General features: G+C 72.0%; 20 protein-coding genes. 11 read left to right on the top strand and 9 right to left on the bottom strand.

Features of this window, described 5'->3' with window-relative positions:
- The first annotated feature begins 310 nt into the window (after nucleotides 1-310).
- The gene (locus AB0C75_RS11560; protein ID WP_362889462.1) at nucleotides 311-1,117 is read left to right on the top strand and encodes an SGNH/GDSL hydrolase family protein; all 807 of its coding nucleotides are present in this window, start codon (nucleotides 311-313) and stop codon (nucleotides 1,115-1,117) included.
- Between the two features lie 11 nt (nucleotides 1,118-1,128).
- On the opposite strand, the gene AB0C75_RS11555 is transcribed toward AB0C75_RS11560, so the two are convergent.
- Nucleotides 1,129-2,337 carry a serine/threonine-protein kinase gene (locus AB0C75_RS11555; protein ID WP_362889460.1) on the bottom strand — a complete coding sequence of 403 codons (1,209 nt, stop codon included), beginning with the start codon at nucleotides 2,335-2,337 and terminating at the stop codon, nucleotides 1,129-1,131.
- A gap of 208 nt (nucleotides 2,338-2,545) precedes the next feature.
- Here AB0C75_RS11555 and AB0C75_RS11550 point away from each other — a divergent pair, with 208 nt between their 5' ends.
- Entirely contained in the window at nucleotides 2,546-2,809 is a 264-nt protein-coding gene (locus tag AB0C75_RS11550) for a hypothetical protein (RefSeq protein ID WP_362889458.1), read from the top strand.
- Between the two features lie 186 nt (nucleotides 2,810-2,995).
- On the opposite strand, the gene AB0C75_RS11545 is transcribed toward AB0C75_RS11550, so the two are convergent.
- The 3 genes from AB0C75_RS11545 to hmgA all read right to left on the bottom strand — a co-directional run bounded on the left by AB0C75_RS11545 (nucleotide 2,996) and on the right by hmgA (nucleotide 6,521).
- The gene (locus tag AB0C75_RS11545; RefSeq protein ID WP_362889456.1) at nucleotides 2,996-4,249 is read right to left on the bottom strand and encodes a type ISP restriction/modification enzyme; all 1,254 of its coding nucleotides are present in this window, start codon (nucleotides 4,247-4,249) and stop codon (nucleotides 2,996-2,998) included.
- Between the two features lie 132 nt (nucleotides 4,250-4,381).
- Nucleotides 4,382-5,155: a GntR family transcriptional regulator gene (locus AB0C75_RS11540; protein WP_362889454.1), complete on the bottom strand. Its 774-nt coding sequence runs from the start codon at nucleotides 5,153-5,155 to the stop codon at nucleotides 4,382-4,384.
- Nucleotides 5,156-5,198: 43 nt separating this feature from the next.
- Entirely contained in the window at nucleotides 5,199-6,521 is a 1,323-nt protein-coding gene (hmgA, locus tag AB0C75_RS11535; RefSeq protein WP_362889451.1) for a homogentisate 1,2-dioxygenase, read from the bottom strand.
- A gap of 111 nt (nucleotides 6,522-6,632) precedes the next feature.
- Here hmgA and AB0C75_RS11530 point away from each other — a divergent pair, with 111 nt between their 5' ends.
- The 4 genes from AB0C75_RS11530 (at nucleotide 6,633) to AB0C75_RS11515 (ending at nucleotide 12,267) form a co-directional block, all read left to right on the top strand.
- Nucleotides 6,633-7,262: a TetR/AcrR family transcriptional regulator gene (locus tag AB0C75_RS11530; protein ID WP_362889449.1), complete on the top strand. Its 630-nt coding sequence runs from the start codon at nucleotides 6,633-6,635 to the stop codon at nucleotides 7,260-7,262.
- A 149-nt stretch (nucleotides 7,263-7,411) separates the two neighbouring features.
- Nucleotides 7,412-9,610, top strand: coding sequence for a molybdopterin oxidoreductase family protein (locus AB0C75_RS11525; protein WP_362889447.1), 2,199 nt, complete (start codon nucleotides 7,412-7,414; stop codon nucleotides 9,608-9,610).
- 110 nt (nucleotides 9,611-9,720) lie between these two features.
- Nucleotides 9,721-11,115 (top strand): aldehyde dehydrogenase family protein, encoded by a 1,395-nt coding sequence (locus AB0C75_RS11520; RefSeq protein WP_362889445.1) that lies wholly within the window; start codon nucleotides 9,721-9,723, stop codon nucleotides 11,113-11,115.
- Nucleotides 11,116-11,187: 72 nt separating this feature from the next.
- A complete protein-coding gene (locus AB0C75_RS11515; protein WP_362889443.1) occupies nucleotides 11,188-12,267 on the top strand; it encodes a Zn-dependent alcohol dehydrogenase in 1,080 nt (359 codons plus the stop codon).
- 51 nt (nucleotides 12,268-12,318) lie between these two features.
- On the opposite strand, the gene AB0C75_RS11510 is transcribed toward AB0C75_RS11515, so the two are convergent.
- Genes AB0C75_RS11510 through AB0C75_RS11500 form a run of 3 tightly spaced genes read right to left on the bottom strand, consistent with a single transcriptional unit; the run spans nucleotide 12,319 to nucleotide 14,706 of the window.
- A complete protein-coding gene (locus AB0C75_RS11510; protein WP_362889441.1) occupies nucleotides 12,319-13,248 on the bottom strand; it encodes a DMT family transporter in 930 nt (309 codons plus the stop codon).
- A gap of 43 nt (nucleotides 13,249-13,291) precedes the next feature.
- Nucleotides 13,292-14,017 (bottom strand): winged helix-turn-helix domain-containing protein, encoded by a 726-nt coding sequence (locus tag AB0C75_RS11505; protein WP_362889439.1) that lies wholly within the window; start codon nucleotides 14,015-14,017, stop codon nucleotides 13,292-13,294.
- Nucleotides 14,018-14,031: 14 nt separating this feature from the next.
- Complete coding sequence (locus AB0C75_RS11500) at nucleotides 14,032-14,706, bottom strand: TetR/AcrR family transcriptional regulator C-terminal domain-containing protein (RefSeq protein WP_362889437.1); 675 nt, start codon at nucleotides 14,704-14,706, stop codon at nucleotides 14,032-14,034.
- 62 nt (nucleotides 14,707-14,768) lie between these two features.
- On the opposite strand from AB0C75_RS11500, the gene AB0C75_RS11495 reads away from it, so the two are divergent.
- The 4 genes from AB0C75_RS11495 (at nucleotide 14,769) to AB0C75_RS11480 (ending at nucleotide 17,503) form a co-directional block, all read left to right on the top strand.
- The gene (locus AB0C75_RS11495) at nucleotides 14,769-15,920 is read left to right on the top strand and encodes an acyl-CoA dehydrogenase family protein (protein WP_362889435.1); all 1,152 of its coding nucleotides are present in this window, start codon (nucleotides 14,769-14,771) and stop codon (nucleotides 15,918-15,920) included.
- A gap of 68 nt (nucleotides 15,921-15,988) precedes the next feature.
- Nucleotides 15,989-16,372 (top strand): VOC family protein, encoded by a 384-nt coding sequence (locus AB0C75_RS11490; RefSeq protein WP_362889433.1) that lies wholly within the window; start codon nucleotides 15,989-15,991, stop codon nucleotides 16,370-16,372.
- 114 nt (nucleotides 16,373-16,486) lie between these two features.
- Nucleotides 16,487-16,777 (top strand): YiaA/YiaB family inner membrane protein, encoded by a 291-nt coding sequence (locus AB0C75_RS11485; RefSeq protein ID WP_362889431.1) that lies wholly within the window; start codon nucleotides 16,487-16,489, stop codon nucleotides 16,775-16,777.
- Between the two features lie 102 nt (nucleotides 16,778-16,879).
- Nucleotides 16,880-17,503: a TetR/AcrR family transcriptional regulator gene (locus AB0C75_RS11480; RefSeq protein ID WP_362889429.1), complete on the top strand. Its 624-nt coding sequence runs from the start codon at nucleotides 16,880-16,882 to the stop codon at nucleotides 17,501-17,503.
- A gap of 54 nt (nucleotides 17,504-17,557) precedes the next feature.
- Here AB0C75_RS11480 and AB0C75_RS11475 read toward each other — a convergent pair whose 3' ends face one another.
- A complete protein-coding gene (locus tag AB0C75_RS11475; RefSeq protein ID WP_362889427.1) occupies nucleotides 17,558-18,019 on the bottom strand; it encodes a MaoC family dehydratase in 462 nt (153 codons plus the stop codon).
- Nucleotides 18,020-18,172: 153 nt separating this feature from the next.
- Between AB0C75_RS11475 and soxR the strand changes: the two genes are divergently transcribed.
- Nucleotides 18,173-18,646 carry a redox-sensitive transcriptional activator SoxR gene (gene soxR, locus AB0C75_RS11470; protein WP_362889426.1) on the top strand — a complete coding sequence of 158 codons (474 nt, stop codon included), beginning with the start codon at nucleotides 18,173-18,175 and terminating at the stop codon, nucleotides 18,644-18,646.
- 22 nt (nucleotides 18,647-18,668) lie between these two features.
- On the opposite strand, the gene AB0C75_RS11465 is transcribed toward soxR, so the two are convergent.
- A complete protein-coding gene (locus tag AB0C75_RS11465; RefSeq protein WP_362889425.1) occupies nucleotides 18,669-19,280 on the bottom strand; it encodes a hypothetical protein in 612 nt (203 codons plus the stop codon).
- Nucleotides 19,281-19,470: the final 190 nt, after the last annotated feature.

The following is a 19,470-nucleotide window of genomic DNA, read 5'->3' as shown; positions in this document are numbered from 1 at the left end:
GGAACTGTATGGCATGACATCCGCGGATGTCCCGCACTTTCGAGACTTCTGCGGAACTGTCACGGTCCGCTGCGGAATTGACGCTTCCCATTACGGATGGTGTGTCTGCCCGGACTGTCACCGTCTCGTGGTTGATGATCCGCATGGTCGACTTCGCCCCCCAGCGCGCCGGATGCCGGATTTCAATGTGACGTACCGCCAGGGGGGCGTCAAGAAGGCGTTGTCGAAGCTTCTTGGCATGGACACTTCCGAAATTCCGGTCGGTGCTGCTTACTACGGAGTAGGCAGAGATCCTGCCCAAGGAGGTTCCATGAAAATGTCCAGACTCGTGGCGTTCTCGTCCTCTCTCCTGCTCGGCACCCTTCTCGCTCTGACCGGTGCCGGCGTCGCCCAGGCCCAGGAATCGGCGGCCGTCGACTACGTCGCCCTCGGTGACTCGTACGCGTCAGGCGTCGGCGCCGGCAGCTACGACAGCGGGAGTGGCGACTGCAAGCGCAGCACCCGCGCGTACCCCGCTCTCTGGGAGGCGGCCAACAACCCCGCATCGTTCGCCTTCACCGCCTGCTCGGGGGCCAGGACGGGCGATGTCACGGCCGGTCAGCTCGGCCCCCTGAACTCCGGGACCGACCTCGTCTCGATCTCCATCGGCGGCAACGACGCGGGCTTCTCCGATGTCATGACCACCTGTGTCCTGCAGTCCGAGGCCACCTGTCTGAACCGGATCGCCACCGCCCGCGCGTACGTCGACTCGACTCTCCCGGGTCAGCTCGACTCCGTGTACGCGGCGATCAGTGCCAAGGCGCCATCGGCCCATGTCGTCGTGCTCGGCTACCCCCGCTTCTACCAGCTCGGCGGCAGCTGCCTCGTCGGTCTGAGCGAGGCGAAGCGGTCCGCCATCAACGGCGCCGCCGACTACCTCAACGCCGCGACCGCCAAGCGTGCGGCGGACCACGGCTTCACCTTCGGCGACGTCACCTCGACCTTCACCGGGCACGAGATCTGCTCCGGCGACGCCTGGCTGCACAGTCTGGACCTGCTCAACATCGGTCAGTCCTACCACCCCACCGCCGCCGGGCAGTCGGGCGGCTACCTGCCCGTTCTCAGCGCGAACGCCTGACCGCACCCGGGTCACGCGCCGAGGAGGGGGCCCCGGTCCGGTGAATCCGCCGTTCCAGGGGGCCCCTCCTCGTGCACCACGACGGTCACGGGCGATGCCCGGCCGCCGCTCCTGTCGTCCGCGTCGCCGTCGTCGTCGCCGCCCGCCAGGGCCCAGACGAGGCCTCCTGCGATCAGCAGCGCGACCACGGCGACCACGGCCACCAGAATGCCCGCACGTCTCGTGAGGCCGGCACGGCCGACGGGCTCCTGGGTGCCCGACGAGGTGCCCGACGAGGTGTCCGGTGACGTGTCCGGCGAGGTGGCCTTGGGATTCCCGGCCGTTGCCGCGATGGCCTCCTCCTCCTTCGGAGGGGGCGGCGGCGGGCCGGCCGCACCGCCGCCGGACGATCCGTTCCCGCCCACGGCCAGGATCCGCAGCCTGCGCTCCGCGTCCGCGGCCGTGAGGCGCTCGGCCGGGTCCTTGCGGAGCAGCCCCTCGATGACGGGGGCGAGCGCGCCCGCCCGCAGGAGGGCGGGCGGCTCCTCGTCGGTCACCGCGCGCAGGGTGTCGCGCGGAGAATTCCGGCCGAACGGGGACCGGCCCTCGGTGGCGGCGTACAGAAGCACTCCGAGCGACCAGAGATCGGATTCGGGCCCCGGCGTGCGCCCCAGCGCACGCTCGGGCGCGAGGTATTCGGGCGAGCCGATCGGTTCACCTGTCGGGGTGAGGCCCGCGCCGTCGGCCGGGGTGATGCCGAAGTCCTTCACCATCACCCGCCCGTCGTTGGCCAGCATGACGTTGCGCGGCTTCACGTCGCGGTGCAGCATCCCGGCCCCGTGGGCGCCCCGCAGCGCCGCGAGGACCTCGGCGCCGATCCGGGCCGCGCGCCGGGGGGACAGCGGGCCGTCGGCCTCCAGGACGTCGGACAGGGCGAGCCCCCGGACCAGCTCCATCACGATCCAGGGGCGGGAGTCCTGGACGACGACGTCATGGACGGCGACGGCGTTGCGGTGCGAGAGGCGGGCCGCCGATCTGACCTCCCGCTCCATACGGGAGTTCAGCAGCTCGGTGTCGGCCGCGGACAGGGACGACGGCGCCCGCACCTCACGCACGGCCACCTCGCGCCCCAGCACCTCGTCACGGGCGCGCCACACGATGCCCGCCCCGCCCTCGCCCAGCGGGTCGAGAAGGCGGTAACGATCCGCGATCACACGTCCGGTGCCCGGGACTTCGCTCATCGGTGACCCTCCATCAGCAGCGGTGCGCAGTACGGATGAATCCCCTCCAAGCTAACCCAACACGCCCCGGAACCGGCAGGATCCGGTGACGGGGCGTCAACCACCGCGTACGGGAGTGCAATCCTCCGGCCGGGATACACGAGTGTGACCGGGGGACGATAGGGTTAACCTGCCCGGGCCGGGTGCCCTCGTACGGGTGGGGAGTGACATGGAACAGATAACGGTGCGCAGCAGGCCGCGTGTGCCTGCCATCACATGTGGGAGCGGTGCGACCAGTTCGCGCCTCGACCGCCATCTCGCAGTGCTGGGCGGACCTGTCGTGCCGCAGCGCGAGTCGGCGGAAGCGACGCTGCTGATGCTCGAACTGACCTCGCGCGACGCCGCGCACACCCGCAGGAGCAGGAGCGCGCGTGTCTCGCTCTTCGCCCCGCTGCGGCGACTGCGGCGCTCGCTCTTCGGCAGCCGCCGCTGACCGACGGCTCCACGACGGTCCGGCCCTCCGCTCGGGGCCGAGCCCACGATCACTTCGTCCCGGCGCAGTGCTGCTGTCCGCCCGTCCGTCATCCCCAGGGCCGGCAGTGTTGCGTCGGTGTGCTCCCCCAGCCGCTTCCCCAGCGCCGGTACGGCACCATCGGCGTCGGCTCTTCCCCGCTGCCTCTCAGAGCAGCGCGAACTGCCCTTCGGGGCCCTCCTCCTGGTGGTCGAGCACGGACGCGGGCCGCCGTGCCCACGCCGGTGCGGGAAGCACCCCGGCCGCGTGCAGCGCCTCCCGGGTCAGGACGTCCGCCTCCTCCAGCCGGTCCCGCAGCGCCTGCTGCCGGGGTAGCAGTCCGGAGAGCAGCGCCAGGACGGTGATCAGTTCCAGCAGCTCCGACGTCCGCTCCTGAGGCCAGCCGCGCGGTCCCTCCGCCGCCAGTCCCTCCGCCGCCTGTCCGTCCGCCGCCTGTCCGTCCGACGGCTCGGTGCGGCGCTCGAACCACAGCTCCAGCACCCGTACCCCGCTGACCCGGAAGTCCCAGGCCCCGGCGGGCACCGGCGAGATCCGGCCTTCACCGATGAAGAGCGTCTCCTCGTCGGCCTCGTAGCGCAGACCGGCCGGCCTGGGCGGGAGGGCGGCCCGCACATACGGGCGCCGGCCGCCGGGCAGACGTGGGCGTTCCCCGCCGCGTGCCCCGCGCAGCTGGAGCCGCAACAGCTCCCGGCCGAGCTCCACGCCCTCGGCCCACAGCGCGGCGTCGGCGGGCAGCGGCACCAGCGGCCCTGCGGGGGAGGGGCGCGCGGCGGCGAGGGCCCAGGCCAGGACGCACTCGGCGGTGACCTGCGTCCCGTACCTGGTGGTCAGCTCGGCCGCGAGCCCCGGCGTGAGATTGGGATCCTGCGCGCCGGGCCGCCGATGGAGCGGCCGTATCCGTCCTGGCCGCCCCGCGGGGGAGTGCCCGTCGGGCAGCAGCGCGGTCGCGGACAGGGCGGGGCCGCCGTCCTGGGGCACATAGCCGTGCTCGACGGCGAAGATCTGGTGTCCGTCGGCGACCCGCCACAGCTCGGGGCGGGCCGCGTCGAGCAGCCGATGGTCGGGAATCAGCCACTGTTCGTCGAAGGGCCCGTGCGAGATCCGTACCGGTTCCGGGTACGGGCCCGGGTCCCGGGCGAACGCACTCGTCCCCGTGGACCTGCCAGGCAGTGCCGCGGCCGGGGTCAGCGGCGTGCGCGAGCGGCTCGGCCGGAACAGGCGTTCCTGCTCGGCGCCTTCCGCCCGCACCAGCAGGTCCCAGCGGGCCCGGAGCGAGGCGGCGTCCGGGGCGGTCACCCAGGAGCGCCCCGGTCTCAGGGGACGCACCGACCACGGCATGAGGTCGTCCAGCAGCGGGAGCGCGTCGTCCCCGCCGGCTTCGGCCGCCACCCGTGCTGCCACCGTGCGTCGTCCTCCCCGTCGCCACGTCCGCCGCCGCTGCGGCCCTTCGGCATCGTAACGACCGCCCGCCGTCGTCACGAGCCCGCCGGTCATGTCCCGCAGCCGCCACGAGCGCCGGGTCGCGTCCCGCCGTCAGTGCGCGTCGACGGTCACGGAGAAGGAGAAGCGGTCGCCCCGGTAACGGATGCGCGCCACATCGACCACCGTGCCGTCCTCGTCGTACGCCACACCCGTGTAGTGCAGGATCGGGCTGAGCAGCGGGACCTGGAGCAGCTCGGCCGTGACCGGGTCGGCGAGGCGCGCCTCGACGGTGTCCGTGATCCGGGAGATCCGTACGCCGACGGCGTCCCGCAGCACCTTGGTCATCGGCCAGCGCTCCAGATCGGCCACGTCGAGCCGGGCCGCGATCTCCGGGCGGACCGCGTTCTCCGCCCAGTTGGTGGGCTCGCCGCTCTCCTCGTCGCAGCGGAGCCTGCGGTAGCTGACCACCTCGGGGCAGCCGGGGAAGAACTCGGCGAGATCACCCGGCACCGGCGTCCGGCCGTGGCCGAGCACGGTCGTCCGCTCGCCCGACTGCTGGGCGACGATCGCGTCGATCGAACCCATCAGCCGGACCGGTGACACCCTCCTGGCGCGTGGCTCGATGAAGGTGCCGCGCCGCCGGTGCCTGCTGATCAGCCCTTCGCTCTCCAGCTCCTTGAGGGCCTGGCGCATGGTGAGGACACTGACGCCGTAGTGCAGGGCGAGCTGCTCCTCGGTGGGCAGCCGGGTGGAGGAGTCCTGGGGGCGGCCCAGTATGGAGGCCCGCAGGGACTGCGAGACCTGGTACCACAGGGGCAGCTTCCGGTTCAGCACGAGGGAGTCGGGTGCGAAGCCGGGTGGGCTCGCCTCGTTCACCTGATTCATCTCGTTCCCCCGATCACCGTGCGGTGCGGCCGTCGGTGCGCTCTCACGGCCGGAAGTTGCGGGTCAGACCCTGCCACACGTCGTCGTACCCGCGCTGGAGATGGTCCGCGCCCGCGGCCTGGGCGGTCGCCGTGACCGGCCAGCGGGTCTCGAACATGAACGCCAGGCCGTCGTCGATCCGCTGCGGCTTCAGCTCCGCCGCGCTCGCCCGGTCGAAGGTCGCGGCGTCCGGGCCGTGCGCCGACATCATGTTGTGCAGCGACCCGCCGCCCGGCACGAAGCCGTCCGCCTTGGCGTCGTACGCGCCCTCGATCAGGCCCATGTACTCGCTCATCACGTTGCGGTGGAAGTACGGCGGGCGGAACGTGTCCTCGCCGACCAGCCAGCGCGGGGCGAAGACGACGAAGTCGACTCCCGCGAGCCCCGGGGTGTCGGACGGCGAGGTCAGCACGGTGAAGATCGACGGGTCGGGGTGGTCGTAGCTGATCGTGCCCATCACGTTGAAGCGCCGCAGGTCGTAGACGTACGGAGTGTGGTTGCCGTGCCAGGCGACCACATCGAGCGGTGAGTGGTCGTACGTCGCCGACCAGAGGTTCCCGCAGAACTTGTTGATCACCTCGACCGGCTCGTCGCGGTCCTCGTACGCCGCGACGGGCGCCAGGAAGTCACGCGCGTTCGCCAGGCCGTTGGCGCCGATCGGCCCCAGGTCGGGCAGGACGAAGGGCCGGCCGTAGTTCTCGCAGACGTAGCCGCCGGCGGTGGCGTCCAGCAGCTCGACACGGAAGCGGACACCACGCGGGATCAGCGCCACATGGCCCGGCTCGGCCCGCAGCAGGCCCAGCTCGGTCCGCAGCAGCAGGCCGCCGTGCTCGGGGACGATCAGGAGCTCCCCGTCGGAGTCGCTGAACACCCGGTCCGTCATGGAGGAGTTCGCGCGGTACAGATGCACGGCCATGCCGGTGCGCCGCGTGGCGTCGCCGTTGCCGCCCAGCGTCCACAGCCCGGTCAGGAAGTCCGTGCCGGGTGCGGGCTCGGGGAGCGGGTCCCAGCGGAGCCGGTTGGGGTCGGGGACGCTCTCGGTGAAGGGGGCGGTGCGCAGGGTGCCGTTGTCGGTGCGGACGAAGGGGGGATGGGCGGCCGAAGGGCGGATCCGGTAGAGCCAGGACCGGCGGTTGTGGGCGCGCGGTTCGGTGAAGGCCGAGCCGCTGAGCTGTTCCGCGTACAGTCCGAGGGGTGCGCGCTGGGGCGAGTTGCGGCCGTGCGGCAGGGCGCCGGGGGCGGCCTCCGAGCTGTGCTCGTTGCCGAAACCGGGGCTGTGGCCGAGATTCGCCGCCGTCTTCCTCGCCTGCTCGATGCCGCTGGTCATTGTGCGCTCCCGGTGGATGAGGAGTCCCGTGGATCCCCTGACGAAGAATCCTATGGATCACCGTAGGAATCGAAACGTGGCCCGTCAACGGCATAAGGGCATCATGGAGCCGTGTCCCACGCTCATACGAACCTCCGACGCGTCCCCGTGCAGCAGCGCAGCGCCGACCGTCTCGCCCGTATCCTCGACGCCGGCGCCGAGCTGCTCGACGAGACCGGCTACGAGCAGCTCTCCACCCGGGCGGTGGCCGACCGGGCCGGTGTGCCCATCGGCTCCGTCTACCGCTTCTTCCCCAACAAGAGAGCGCTGGTCGACGCCCTGGCCGAGCGCAACCTCGAGGTCTACGCCGGGCGGATCGTCGCCCGCCTCGAAGCGATCCCGGAGCGGGAGTGGCGCGAGGCCATCGACGCCGTACTCGACGAGTACCTGGCGATGAAGCGCTCCGTCGCCGGGTTCTCCCTCGTCGACTTCGGCCCTCCCGTGCCCGCATCGGGGCCGATCGACGTGGAGGCGAACCGGCGCGTCGCCGAGCGTCTGACGGAGCTGCTCTCCGGGCATCTGGGCCGGGGGCGCGAGGAGGCGGTGTCGGCCGAGCGTCTGCTCCGCACCGTCGTGGTCTGTGTGCAGGCCGCCGACGCGCTGCTCCAACTCGCCTTCCGTGCGGACCCGGTGGGTGACCCGGACCTGATAGCGGAGACCCGGATCCTGCTACGGGCCTATCTCGCGGGGGTGCTCGGATAGGGGGCGCGGCGGCGGGCGGCGTCGAGCGCCTCGCCAGCATCCGTACCGGTCGGTATGCTCGGTTCGTCGGAGCCCGCGGCCACCGAGCGCGCCGCGGGACGCCGGATCACGCCCGCGCGCCACCGCTGCCGCCGCCCCGGGGAGGGCCCATGTCCCACGCATCCCGTACCGCTCTGCGCGTCTGCCCGCTCTGCGAAGCCACCTGCGGGCTCACCCTCACGATCGAGGGAACCGAGGTCACCGGTGCCCGCGGTGACCGCGAGGACGTCTTCAGCAAGGGCTTCATCTGCCCCAAGGGTGCCTCCTTCGGGGGCCTCGACGCCGACCCGGACCGGCTGCGCACCCCGCTCGTCCGCACGGACGGCGTCCTGCGCGAAGCAACCTGGGGCGAGGCCTTCGACACCATCGCCGCGAAGATCCCGGCCCTGGTACGGGAACACGGCGCGCAGGCCGTCGGGGTCTTCCTCGGCAACCCCAATGTGCACACGATGGCGGGCGGGCTCTATCCGCCGCTGCTGCTGTCCACGCTCGGCACCCGCAACGTCTTCACCGCCAGCACCCTGGACCAGATGCCCAAGCACGTCTCCAGCGGGCTGCTCTTCGGGGACGCCAACGCCATCCCCGTCCCGGACCTGGACCGCACCGCCCATCTGCTGCTGATCGGCGCCAACCCGCTGGAGTCCAACGGCAGTCTGTGCACCGCCCCCGACTTCCCCGGCAGGCTCAAGGCGCTCCGCAGGCGCGGCGGCACCCTCACCGTCATCGACCCGCGCCGTACGCGCACGGCGCGGCTCGCCGACCGGCACGCCGCCATCAGGCCGGGCACCGACGCCCTGCTGCTCGCCGCGCTCGCCCAGGTACTCGTCGAGGAGAAGCTCGCCGACCCCGGAGCCCTCGCCGAGCACCTGGACGGCTACGACGAACTGGCCGAAGCCGTCGCGGACTTCACCCCCGAGGCGGTCGCCGGGGCCTGCGACCTGGCCGCGGACGCCATCCGCGAGATCGCCCGTGAGCTGGCGGCCGCCCCGAGCGCGGCCGTCTACGGACGCATCGGCAGCTGCACCGTCGAGCACGGCACCCTGGCCAGCTGGCTCGTCGACGTGCTCAACATCCTCACCGGCAACCTGGACCGCCCCGGCGGCGCCCTCTTCCCGCTCTCCGCCACCGCCCGCGCCCCCCGCGCCGCCGCCCCGGGGAAGGGCTTCGCCCTCGGCCGCTGGAGCAGCCGGGTCTCCGGACACCCCGAGGCCAAGGGGGAGCTGCCGGTCACCGCGCTGGCCGAGGAGATCGAGACGCCGGGGCAGGACCGGATACGGGCGCTCATCGTCATCGCGGGCAACCCGGTCCTCTCGGCGCCCGACGGGGACCGCCTGGACCGGGCGCTCGCCGACGGCCTCGACTTCATGGTCAGCGTCGATCCGTATCTCAACGAGACCGCGTGCCACGCGGATGTCGTGCTGCCTCCGCCGCCGCCCTCGCGGAGCGCCCACTTCGACTTCGCCTTCAATTCCCTGGCCGTCCGCAACCAGGTCCGCTACAGCCCTCCCGCGGTCCCGCTGGAGGAGGGGGCGATGGACGAGGGCGAGATCCTCGCCCGGCTCGTCCTCGCGGTGGGCGGCAGGCACGGCGCGCCGCCCGAGGCCGTCGACGACCTGGTCATCGCCACGACACTCACCAAGGCGGGGCTCCCCGATTCGCTCGCCGGGGAGCTGACCGGCACCACCGGGGCCGAACGGCGGCTGGACCTGATGCTGCGCCTCGGCCCGTACGACCTCACGCTGGACGACCTCGTCGCACGGCCGCACGGGATCGACCTCGGCCCGCTGGAGCCGCGCGTCCCCCAGGTGCTCAGGACCCGCAGCGGCCGCATCGAGCTGTTCCCCGCGCCGATCGCAGCCGATCTTCCCCGGCTCCGCGCCTCGCTCGACGCCAGGCCCGCGGGTCTCGTCCTGGTCGGGCGGCGGCATCTGCGGTCCAACAACAGTTGGATGCACAACGTCGCCTCGCTGCGCGGCGGCTCGAACGTCTGCACCCTCCAGATCCACCCCGAGGACGCGGCCCGGATCGGACTCGCGGCGGGCGACACCGCCCGGATCACCGCGGCGGGCGGCGAGGTCGAGGCCCCGGCCGAGATCACCGACGCGGTACGGGCCGGGGTCGTGAGCCTCCCGCACGGCTGGGGCCACAGCCGGCCCGGCACTCGTATGTCGGTGGCCGGGGCGGATCCCGGCGTCAATGTGAACCAGCTCCTGGACGGCACCCTTCTGGACCCGCTGTCCGGCACCGCGGTGCTCAACGCCGTCCCGGTCTCCGTGACCTGTGTCTCGGGTGGTTCCCTGGCGTCATAAAACTAACAGCGCTAATTTAGGCCGGGACGGCATCCGTCCGTACGACGACGCAGGGTTCGGCGGCAGGCGCAGCGAGTACGGCAGGCACAGCGAGCACGGGAGGAACAGCCATGAAGGCGCACGACGGGATGTACATCGGCGGGGAGTGGCGGCCCGCGTCAGGACAGGACACGATCGCGGTCGTGAACCCGGCCGACGAGCAGGTCATCGGCCATGTCCCGGCGGGCACCGCCGACGACGTGGACGCCGCGGTACGTGCCGCGCGCGCCGCTTTCCCCGGCTGGGCCGCCACCCCGCCCGCCGAGCGCGCCGCGAGGATCACCGCGCTGCGCGACGTGCTCGCCGCCCGTAAGGACGAGATCGCCGAGACCGTCACCGCCGAGCTCGGCTCGCCACTGCCGCTGTCGCAGACGGTCCACGCGGGCCTCCCGGTGCTGGTCGCCGGCTCGTACGCCGAGCTGGCCGCCTCCTACGCCTTCGAGGAGAAGCTCGGCAACTCCACGGTCCTGCTGGAGCCCGTCGGCGTCGTCGGCGCCATCACGCCCTGGAACTACCCGCTCCACCAGATCGTCGCCAAGGTGGCCCCCGCACTGGCCGCGGGCTGCACCGTCGTCCTGAAGCCGGCCGAGGACACCCCGCTCACCGCGCAGCTCTTCGCCGAGGCGACCCAGGAGGCGGGCCTGCCGGCCGGTGTCTTCAACCTGGTCACCGGCATCGGGGCGGTCGCGGGAGAGGCGCTCGCCGGACACGAGGACGTCGACCTGGTCTCGTTCACCGGGTCCACGGCCGTCGGCAGGCGGATCGGGGCGACCGCCGGAGCTGCGGTCAAGCGCGTCGCGCTGGAGCTGGGCGGCAAGTCCGCCAATGTGATCCTGCCCGGCGCCGACCTCGCCAAGGCGGTCAACGTCGGCGTGGCCAACGTGATGTCCAACTCCGGCCAGACGTGCAGCGCGTGGACCCGGATGCTGGTCGACGCCGACCGGTACGAGGAGGCCGTGAGCCTCGCCGCCACGGCCGTGGCCAAGTACGTACCGGGCGAGCGGGTCGGCCCCGTCGTCAACGCCAAGCAGCAGGCCCGGGTGCGGGGTTACATCGAGAAGGGCATCGAGGAGGGTGCCCGCCTCGTCGCCGGCGGCCCCGACGCACCCAAGGACCTGGGCTACTACGTCAGCCCCACCGTGTTCGCCGACGTCACACCCGCCATGACCATCGCGCAGGAGGAGATCTTCGGCCCGGTGCTCTCGATCCTGCGGTACGAGGACGTGGACGACGCCCTGAGGATCGCCAACGACACCGTGTACGGGCTGGCCGGCGCGGTCTGGGGCGCGGACGACGAGGAGGCCGTGGCCTTCGCCCGCCGCATGGACACCGGACAGGTCGACATCAACGGCGGACGCTTCAACCCGCTGGCGCCCTTCGGCGGTTACAAGCAGTCGGGGGTGGGCCGCGAGCTCGGCCCGCACGGTCTCTCCGAGTACCTCCAGACCAAGTCCCTCCAGTTCTGAGTGCCTCTCCGAGTGCCTCGCACTCCGAGCTCCGGTTCTGATCCGCACGCCGATCCATCGAGGAGTCTGTTCGTGGTCCGCGCCGCCGTACTGCCCGCCGTCGGAGCTCCGCTGGAGATCACCGACATCGAACTCCCGGAGCCTGGACCCGGACAGGTGAGCATCAGCCTCGCCGCCGCCGGTGTCTGCCACTCCGACCTGTCCCTGTCCGACGGCACCATGCGGGTGCCCGTCCCCGCCGTCCTCGGCCACGAGGGTGCCGGCACGGTGCTCGCCGTCGGCGAGGGCGTCAGCCATGTCGCCGCCGGCGACGGGGTCGTCCTCAACTGGGCGCCGTCCTGCGGAGCCTGCTTCCACTGCGGGATCGGCGAGGTCTGGCTCTGCGCCGACGCGCTCAAGGGCGCGGCGAACATCCACGCCCGTACGGCCGACGGCACCGAGCTCCATCCCGGGCTGAACGTCGCGGCCTTCGCCCAGGAGACCGTCGTCGCCGCGAACTGCGTGCTGCCCGCCCCGGCCGGCATCCCGCTCGACGACGCCGCGCTGCTCGGCTGCGCGGTCCTGACCGGCTACGGGGCGGTCCACCACTCCGCCCGGGTGCGCGAGGGGGAGAGCGTCGTCGTCCTCGGGATCGGCGGCGTCGGCCTCGCCGTCCTCCAGGCGGCCCGCATCGCCGGAGCATCGAAGATCATCGCCGTGGACGTGTCACCGGAGAAGGAGGAGCTCGCCCGCCGGGCCGGAGCCACCGACTACGTCGTCGCGTCCGACACCACACCACGCGCCGTCCGCAAGCTCACCGGCGGACAGGGCGCGGACGTCGCCGTGGAGTGCGTGGGCAGGCCCGCCACGATCCGCGGCGCCTGGGAGTCGACGCGCCGCGGCGGCCGCACCACGGTCGTCGGCATCGGCGGCAAGGACCAGCAGGTGACCTTCAACGCCCTGGAGATCTTCCACTGGGGCCGCTCCCTCACCGGCTGCGTCTACGGCAACAGCGACCCGGCCCGCGACCTCCCGGTGCTCGCCGAACACATCCGCGCGGGGCGGTTCGACCTGTCCATGCTGGTGACGGAGCGCATCTCCCTGGACGGTATCCCGGCGGCCTTCGACAACATGCTCGCGGGCAAGGGCGGACGCGCGCTGGTGGTGTTCTAGGACGACCGGGTGCGGCCGGGGCCGTAGGACACACGGCCCCGGCCGCGCCGGTCAGTTCGCCGTCCCGGGGCGGTGGCGGGAGCGGGTCCGTGAGACCGCGACTCCCGTCAGGCAGAGCAGTCCGCCCGTGACGGTGAGCAGTGCGGGCACCTCGTCCAGGAGCAGCCAGGACATCAGCACCACCAGCGCGGGCACCGCGTACGTCGTCGCGCCCATCCGGCCCGCGGTCGTACGGGCCAGGGCGTAGGCCCAGGTGGTGAAGGCCAGTGCCGTCGGGAACACCCCGAGATAGATCATGTTCAGCGTGGCCGACACGGGTGCGCCGGCCGCCTCGGAGGCCAGGACGCCGGTGAACGGCAGGCAGGCGACCGTGCCGACCAGGCAGCCGAACGTGGTGATCTGCAGCGGCGATCCGTGCCGCAGCGCGGGCTTCTGGATGACCACCCCGGCCGCGTACGACAGGGCGGCCAGCAGGCACAGGAGCACGCCGAGCACCGAGGAGCTCCCGTGGCCCGACATGGAGAGCCCCACGACGACGGCGCCGGCGAAGGAGACCGACATGCCCGTCAGGAGGCGGCGCGGCAGCTCCTCGCCGAGCAGCCGGGCGCCCAGCAGCGCCATCAGGATCGGGCCGACGTTCACGACCATGGCCGCCGTGCCCGCGTCGACCTGCTGCTCGCCCCAGTTGAGTACGACCATGTACAGGCCGAACCACAGCAGTCCTGATCCGATGACGCCGGGCCACGCGGCCCGGGACGGGAGTCCCTCGCGGCGTACCAGCAGGATCGCGCCGAGCGTCAGCGAGCCCGCGAGCAGCCGGCCCAGCGCCAGCGCCCCCGGTGAGTACGCCTCGCCCGCACTGCGGATGGAGACGAACGCGGAGGCCCACAGGATGACCGTGGTGCACGCGGCGGCCGGAGCGCGCCAGTCGCGTCCGGGGGCGGCGGGCGCGGCTGGGCGCGCTGTCGGTGTGGTCGTCATGTCACGAAGGTAGGCCGGGAACTCTTCGGGCCCCACCGAACTGTCAGGGCGTGTCCAGGGCCGCCGGTTCGATGCCCAGATGTTCCGTCAGGGCGCGGAGTCCGGCAGGGGTCGCGCGGACCGCTCTTCCCGTCCCGACCCGTTCGCACCACCCGGTGTCCAGCAGGTGGCGGCACAGGGCAGCGCCCGAGATGCCCGCCAGGTGCGGCCGCCGCTCGGTCCAGTCCAGGCAGCCGCGCGCCAAGGGCCTGCGGGACCCGGTGGCGAGGGGGATGCCGAGTGCGGCGAACCACCCCAGGCCGTCCTCGGTCAGCGCGAAACCGGTGTCCTGCCGCAGGAGCCCGCGCTCGGTCATCGCGTCGGTGATGCGGATGCCGAGGAGCCCGGCGAGATGGTCGTAGCACGTACGCCCTCTGGCCAGCGCGTGCCGGCGGCTCGCCTCGCGCAGCGTGCGCGGGGGAGTGTGCGGGCCGGGTCGGGCGTGCGCGGCCAGCTCCTCGACCAGCTGAGCGATCCGTGCGTCGGCGAGCCGCAGATAGCGGTGGCGGCCCTGGCGTTCCTCGGCCAGCAGCCCGCCGGCGACCAGCTTGCCCAGATGCTCGCTGGCCGTGGAGGGCGCGACCCCGGCGCCCCGGGCCAGCTCACCCGCGGTCCAGGCCCGGCCGTCGAGCAGGGCCAGGCAGAAGGAGGCGCGGGTCTCGTCGGCGAGCAGGGCCGCCAGTGCGGCGAGCCGTGGTGCGGCCGGGTCGTGCGGTGTCGTACGGGCCATACGTCCAGGATGCGTCAGGCACTGTTCGGCGCGGGCCGAACCGTCCTGGTCGCCGCCGTCCGCGCGTACTGGAGCGTGAGGCCGTCCAGCAGGGCCCGCAGGCCGGTCTCGAAGGCACCCTCGTCGACCTGCTGGCGGTGTTCGGCCAGCAGATGGGCCTGGCCGAGGTGGGGGTAGTCGGCCGGGTCGTACGCCGTCTCGTCGTCGACGAATCCGCGGGCGAAGGAGCCGAGCGCCGACCCGGTGATGAAGTAGCGCATCAGCGCGCCGATGTAGGTGGCCTGGGGCGGCGGCCAGCCGGCCCTGACCATGGCGCCGAAGACCGCGTCGGCGACCCGCAGACCGGCGGGTCGGCGGCCGGGGCCCTGGGCGAGCACCGGGACGATGTGCGGGTGCGCGGCGAGCGCCGCCCGGTAGGAGACGGCCCAGTCGTGCAGCGCGGCGGCCCAGTCGCGGGCGTCGGACTCCTCGAACATCGACAGGTCGACCTGTGCGGACACGGCGTCGGCGACGGCGTCGAGGATCTCGTCCTTGTTCCGGAAGTGGTTGTACAGCGAGGGCCCGCTCACACCCAGCTCCGCGGCGAGCCGCCGGGTCGAGACGGCGTCCAGTCCTTCGGCGTCCACGAGCGCGCTCGCCGCCTCGACGATGCGGTCTCTGCTGAGGAGGGGCTTGCGCGGTCGGGCCATGCGGCACATAGTAGGCCTGCGGAATTAAACTAGCAGCGCTAATTTAAAGTGGGTGTCACAGGATGAACCTGGAGCTGAGCGAGGAGCAGGGCGCCGTCCGGCAACTCGCCGAGGACTTCGTCGCACGGGAGATCACCCCGCATGTCGTCGAGTGGGACCGCGCCGAGAGTGTCGACAGGTCGATAGTGAAGAAGCTGGGCGCCCTCGGCTTCCTCGGGCTGACGATCCCGGAGGAGTACGGCGGCTCCGGCGGCGACCACCTCGCGTACTGCCTGGTGACCGAGGAGCTCGGCCGCGGCGACTCCTCGGTGCGCGGCATCGTGTCGGTCTCGCTCGGCCTGGTCGCCAAGACGATCGCCTCCTGGGGAAGCGAGGAGCAGAAGCGGCAGTGGCTGCCGAGGCTCACCGCGGGCGAGGCGATCGGCTGCTTCGGCCTCACCGAGCCGGGCACCGGTTCGGACGCCGGGAATCTGACGACCAGGGCCGTGCGTGAGGGCGGCGACTACGTCATCAACGGCTCCAAGATGTTCATCACCAACGGCACCTGGGCCGATGTGGTCCTGCTGTTCGCCCGCACCGGCGACACCCCGGGCCACCGGGGCGTCTCCGCCTTCCTGGTGCCCGCCGGCACCCCCGGCCTGACCCGGCGCACCGTGCACGGAAAGCTGGGGCTGCGCGGTCAGGCCACGGCCGAACTGACCCTCGATGACGTACGCGTCCCCGCCTCCGCCCTCCTTGGGCCCGAGGGCAAGGGCTTCTCCGTCGCCATGTCCGCCCTGGCCAAGGGCCGGATGTCGGTCGCGGCCGGCTGCGTCGGCATCGCCCAGGCCGCCCTGGACGCCGCCGTGCGCTACGCGGGCGAGCGCGAGCAGTTCGGCAAGTCCATCGCGAGCTACCAGCTGGTCCAGGAGCTCATCAGCGATATCTCCGTGGACGTCGACGCCGCCCGCATGCTGACCTGGCGCGTCGCCGATCTCATCGACCGCGGCCAGGACTTCGCCACCGCGGCGTCCACGGCGAAGCTCTTCGCGTCCGAGGCCGCGGTCCGGGCCGCGAACAACGCCCTCCAGGTGTTCGGCGGTTACGGCTACATCGACGAGTACCCCGTCGGCAAGCTGGTCAGGGACGCCCGTGTGATGACCCTGTACGAGGGCACCAGCCAGATCCAGAAACTGATCATCGGCCGCGCACTGACGGGGGTCTCCGCGTTCTAGCCGGCGCGTGCCCCGACGCCGGGCGCAGTGACTGGCGTACGGAGCGGAGCTCGGGCAGGCTTCCCCGCATGGTCTCAGTAGTGCAGAACGTGGCGATCGACTGTGTGGACGCCTATGAACTGGCCCGGTTCTGGAGCGAGGTGACCGGCTGTCCGCTGGATCCGGAGGACGGTCCCGGCGCTCAGGAGACCCAGGTGATGATGCCGGAGGGCCCGGTGCTGTACTTCAACCAGGTGCCGGAACCGAAGACCGTGAAGAACCGGGTCCATCTCTGCCTGCGCCCCGAGACCTCCCGGGAGGCGGAGGTCGAGCGCCTGTTGGGCCTCGGTGCCGCCCTCGTCGCCGATCGCCGGGAACCCGGCGGATCGGGCTGGGCCGTCCTCGCGGACCCCGAGGGCAACGAGTTCTGCGTACTGCGCGGTGAGTCCGACCGCGCCGGACAGCACGCATAGGCTCGTTCCGGCAGGTGCGGCCGGGCAGGGGAAACCGCCTGACGAGCGGGATGAGTAGCGGCTGAGTACGCCGACGGATACCGCGGCGCGCCACCGCGCCGGATGCTGTGGGCCATGAGCGACACAACTTCGGTCAAGCAGCAGAGCACCGCCGCCTTCTACGGGCAGGCCGTCCTCTCCTTCGGGGTGGCGATCGGTGCGGTGGCCCTCGGCATCTTCTTCCTCGACGCCGACGCCTGGGTGCGGGCCTTCCTCGCCATCGGTGTCCTGTATCTCGTCACCTCCTGCTTCACCCTCGCCAAGGTCATCAGGGACCGGCAGGAAGCGGGGCAGATCGTCAGCCGGGTCGACCAGGCCAGGCTGGAGAAGATCCTCGCCGAGCACGATCCGTTCCAGAAGGTCTGACGGTCGCGAAAGTCTGACGGTCTCAGCGCGCAAGCGCTCTAAGCGCTTGCTCAGGTTGCGCGGTATGGTGTTCGTCCTGCCAGCGGAAAGGGATACGTGGCGATGAGCACGGCGGAGGAGACCGGCGGCGACGACGCGCCGTGGAGCGAGGTCACGCCCGAGGCGGCGCGGCGGCTGCTCCTCGCGGCCGTGGAGGCCTTCGCGGAGCGTGGCTACCACGCGACCACCACCCGTGACATCGCGGGCCGCGCCGGGATGAGCCCGGCCGCGCTCTACATCCACTACAAGACCAAGGAAGAGCTGCTCCACCGGATCAGCAGGGTCGGCCACGACCGGGCGCTGCTCCTCCTGGAGACGGCGGCCGGCAGGGACGGTACGGCGGCCGAGCGGCTCGCCGAGGCCGTCCGTTCCTTCGTCCGCTGGCACGCCGAGCGGCACACCACGGCCCGCGTCGTGCAGTACGAGCTGGAGGCGCTCGGCGACGAGCACCGGGCCGAGATCATCGCCCTGCGCAGGCGGAGCGACGCCGCGGTGCGCCGGATCATCGGCGAGGGCGTCCAGGCCGGTGAGTTCGACGTCCCGGACGTGCCGGGCACCACCCTCGCCGTACTGTCCCTCTGCATCGACGTCGCACGCTGGTTCAACGCCCAGGGCAGCCGGACACCCGAAGAGGTCGGCACCCTCTACGCGGACCTCGTCCTGAGGATGGTCGGCGCCCAGAAGTGATGCCGGGCCCCACGGGCCCGGCACCCTCCGTGCCGTTCGGTAGCGGCGAGCCGCTCAGAAGTAGTACCGGGACACCGACTCCGCGACGCAGGCTGGCTTGTCGCCACCCTCGCGCTCGATGGTGACCTGGACGGTCACCTGCACGCCACCGCCCGCCTCCTCGACGTCCTTGAGCACGGCCGTGGCGCGCAGCCGTGAGCCCACCGGGACGGTCGACGGGAAGCGGACCTTGTTGGTCCCGTAGTTGATGCCCATCTTCACGCCCTCGACCCGCAGGATCTGCGGGACCAGCGCCGGCAGCAGCGACAGCGTCAGATAGCCGTGCGCGATCGTCGTGCCGAAGGGGCCGGCCGCCGCACGCTCGGGGTCCACATGGATCCACTGGTGGTCGCCCGTGGCCTCGGCGAACCGGTCGATCCGATCCTGCTCGATCTCCAGCCAGTCGCTGTGACCGAGCTCCTGGCCCACCCCGTCCCGCAGTTCCTGCGGGGACGTGAAGATCTTCGGCTCTGCCATGTTCCTGAACCCTGCCTTCCGGCTGTCGGTCGCCCTCCAGGGCGGTGTCTAAGCGCTTGCTCAGCATGGTTGTGCCACGCGTCCCTGTCAACGACGGACCGGGTTCTCGAAGTGGACCGCTCCTGGCGGGGGGCGGCCATTAGGGTTGGAGGGGTGCCTCAGATCCCGCAGTCATACCAAGAGCTCACCGTCGGTCAGCTGTCGGCCCGTAGCGGCGCCGCGGTGTCCGCCCTGCACTTCTACGAGTCCAAGGGCCTGATCAGCAGCAGTCGCACCAGCGGCAACCAGCGCCGCTACACCAGGGACGCCCTGCGCCGGGTGGCGTTCGTACGGGCCGCGCAGCGGGTGGGTATCCCGCTCGCCACCATCAGGGACGCGCTGGCCGAGCTGCCGGAGGAGCGCACGCCGAACCGCGACGACTGGGCCCGGCTCTCCCAGGCGTGGCGCTCGGAGCTGGACGAGCGCATCAAACAGCTGGGGCGGCTGCGCGACCACCTCACGGACTGCATCGGCTGCGGCTGCCTGTCGCTGGAGACCTGTGTGCTGTCCAACCCGGGCGACGCCATCGGTGAGCGGATCGCCGGCTCGCGTCTGATGCCCGAGCGGCGCGCGGCGGACCGCTCCTGAGCGCGCCCGGGACCTGTGCTGTTCAGGCGGCCGACGCCAGGGCCCTCGTCCCCGCGCGTTTCGCCCCGGTCAGTGCCTTCGCCGTCAGGACGGGCTGTGGGACCACGATGCCGCAGCCCGTGCAGACCGGGCCCGCCCATGGCTCGCGCTCCAGGTCCTGCCGCCAGAGGATGGCGGTTCCCGTGCAGACCGGGCACGTGGTGCCGGGCTTTGTGCTGAGGGCCGCGATCAGCCGCCCCAGGACCTCGGCCAGCGGTGCGCCCGGATGGACGGCCGGATCCTCGCAGTGCGCGATGCCGTTGCCGCCCCAGGTCCGCCGGTGCCAGTCGTCGAATGTGCCGGGCCGCCGCAGCCCGTCGTGCTTCTCCCGGCGCCTCCGCTCGGCGAAGCCCGCCTCGTACGCGAGCCAGACCGCCCGCGCCTCCTCCAGTTCCTCCAGTGCGCGGATCAGGCGCACCGGGTCGGGGGCCCGGTCCTCGGGCTCGATCCCGTGCCGGGCGCACAGATGATCCCAGGTCGCCCGGTGACCGTACGGGGCGAATCTCTCCAGGCATTTGCGCAGCGAGTACCGCCGCAAAGCCAGATCGCCCCGCGGATCGCGGACCTGTCTCGCAAGACTCCGGAAACCGGCCATGGCACTGCCACCTCCGTCGCTCGTACTTCGGCGTCATGGGATGGACGTACGACTGCCCGATTCGGCTCCATCCAAGGGTGAAATGCGTCCACGGACTGAGACCGCCCCTGTGGGGCCGTGTGCCGGAGTGTGGCTGTTCGGAAAAAGTGACCGATGTTCATCTTACTGAGGGGGCGTACCGCCAGTAACC

Source organism: Streptomyces sp. NPDC048565 (genome assembly GCF_040650935.1).
Lineage (GTDB): Bacteria > Actinomycetota > Actinomycetes > Streptomycetales > Streptomycetaceae > Streptomyces.
The sequence above is the reverse complement of the archived record's forward strand: the minus strand, read 5'-3'. Positions and strand labels throughout refer to the sequence as shown.